Raw genomic sequence first — 2,223 nt, 5'->3', positions numbered from 1 at the left:
GAGTGCCCCGGCCCCCCCTCCCCGTCTCCGCGCGGATCGCCGCCCTGCGCGACGAAGTCCGGCACGACGCGGTGGAAGGTGACGCCCCGGAAGTAGCCCTGCTTCGCGAGCGCCACCAGGTTGCCGCCCGTGAGCGGTGCATCGCGCTCCAGCAGGACGGTGATGTCCCCCTTGCGCGTGCGCAGCGTGAGCGTCGTGCCCGGCGGCGCGGCCGGCGGACGGTACGTGTCCGCGGGCAGCTCCACGCGGGCCGAGCGCACGGCAGCGCCCGTCAGCGTCGTGAGGGCCTCGGCCGCGACCCGGCGCACGTTGGCGTGCGGGTGGCCCAGCCATTCGCGCAGACGGGGTTCGGCCGCCCTGCCCTGCAGCGCGACGAGCGCGCCGGCCACCGCCTCCGCGAGGTCCGGCTCCCGGGGCACGCGCGCCGCCAGCGCCTCCACGGCGGGCAACGCTTCGGCGTCCTTCAGCTTGCCCGCGGCGGACGCGGCGAGCCCCGCCAGGACCGCGTCGTCCCCCGCGATGAGCGCACGCACCGGCGCCAGGGCTTCCGGCACCGGACGCTCCGCCACGACCTCCAGCGCCGCGCCGCGCACCTGCGGGCTTGCGTGGCCCAGCAGCGGCACCGCGAAGGCGGCGCCGGGCCCCCGGGGAGGGATTCCCCCCGGCGATGAGGGTGCAGCGGCGCCTTGGGTGAACTGCGCCACCTCGCGCAAGCCCAGGGCCAGCCGCCGGGGTTCGGACACGCGGCCGAAGCCGCACGCGCGCGCCTCCTTCAGCTCCCCGGTCTGCCGGTCCAGCGCTGCCGCGAACCGGCAGTCGAGCCACGCGAGGTCCACGCGCGCCTCCTCGGACGGGGTGCTCCGGTCGGACTCGGCCAGGGCGCTCCGGAGCTGGCTCAGCAGCGGCCTGCCGCTCACGGGAAGTCCCTGCTGCGCCACCGCCAGCAGCGGGTGCGCCCACGCCGCGCTTCCCGCCGCCACCTGTTTCACCCGGGACGCGAGCGCGGACAGGGCGCCCAGCGGCGGGCACGCGGTGGGTCCTGCCGCGACCGGGCACTTCGCCACCTGCTTCGCCAGCGCCCGCGCCGCCTCCGCCGCCACCCGGGGCGTGCCGTCCGCGAGCAGCGGCGCCAGCGCGGACGCGTCGTTGGGACCGCCCACGTCTCCCAGCCCCTTCGCGCAGAGGGCGCGCACGTCGGGATCCGCGTCGCCCGTACAGCCGCGCAGCGTGGGCACGGACTCGGGACGCTTCGCCGTCGCCAGCAGGTACGCCCCGCCGTAGCGCGCCGGCTGCGGACGCGCGGGCTCGATCAGCGCCACCATCGCCGCCAGCGGAACAGCGGCCACCGACGCCGCGCCGGCCTTGCGCGCCACCACGCCCAGGGCCTTCGCCGCGGGGGCCGCCCAGGGGCTGTCGGGCGGGGACAGGCGGGCTGTCAGCGCCTCCACCGCACCGGGCGTGGCCAGCTTGCCCAGGGACTCCAGCAACGTGGTCCGCACCGCCGGGTCGGCTTCCGAGGCCTCGGCGCGCGTCAGCGCTCCGGTCAGCGCCGTCCGGGCCTCCTCCGGGAGGGGCTCCCACGACAGCGCCAGCTCGCCCGCCGCGAAGGCCGCCTCGTCGCGCACGGCCGTCTCGGACGCCGTCAGCCCGGCCACCACCGCGTCCAGCGTCGTCACGTCCTGGATGCGCCCGAGCGCCCTCAGGGCCCGCGTCCGCACGGCCACGTCCGGCGCCGACGTGGCGAGCCTCACCAGCTCGCCTCCTCCCAGCGAGCGGCGGTCCTCCCAGTCGGCGATGCGCTCCAGGACGCGCTCGGGTCCCGGGGCCGGATGGCCACCTCCGTCGGACGGAGGCACCGCGCGCACACACGCAGTCAACAGGAGGAGGCCAGTGGACACGGCGGCGGGCAGGCGGGCCATGCCCCCAGGGGGTAGGTCAATTCTCCGCGAAAATCCAGGGGTTATGGCGCTGAACGGGTTTGACAGGCACGCGCATGGACCGGAAAGATGGAGGGCTGTTCACCCCTCCCGGAGCACCGGCCCTGAACTGCCCAGGCTGCAAGCGCAAGGTCGCGGACGACACCGCCATCTGCCCCGAATGCGACTACATCATCGACCAGTCCTTTCTCGCGGGTGCCGAGGACGAGGGCGGACCCGAGGAAGATGAGAGCACCGGGGTCGGACCGCCGCCGCGTGCCCGTCCCGCCGCCCCCGTGCCCAAAGC

Annotated in this window: 1 protein-coding gene and 1 pseudogene; one reads left to right on the top strand and one right to left on the bottom strand. The window is 76.5% G+C overall.

The features are described 5' to 3' along the window. The coding region (locus tag D7X12_RS40975) for a HEAT repeat domain-containing protein (RefSeq protein WP_120630520.1) at nucleotides 1-1,919 on the bottom strand (1,919 nt) is incomplete at its 3' end. A gap of 74 nt (nucleotides 1,920-1,993) precedes the next feature. On the opposite strand from D7X12_RS40975, the pseudogene D7X12_RS43895 reads away from it, so the two are divergent. Further along, nucleotides 1,994-2,223: pseudogene (locus D7X12_RS43895) on the top strand (hypothetical protein); the annotation flags it as partial.

The organism is Corallococcus sicarius (genome assembly GCF_003611735.1).
Lineage (GTDB): Bacteria > Myxococcota > Myxococcia > Myxococcales > Myxococcaceae > Corallococcus > Corallococcus sicarius.
The sequence above is the reverse complement of the archived record's forward strand: the minus strand, read 5'-3'. Positions and strand labels throughout refer to the sequence as shown.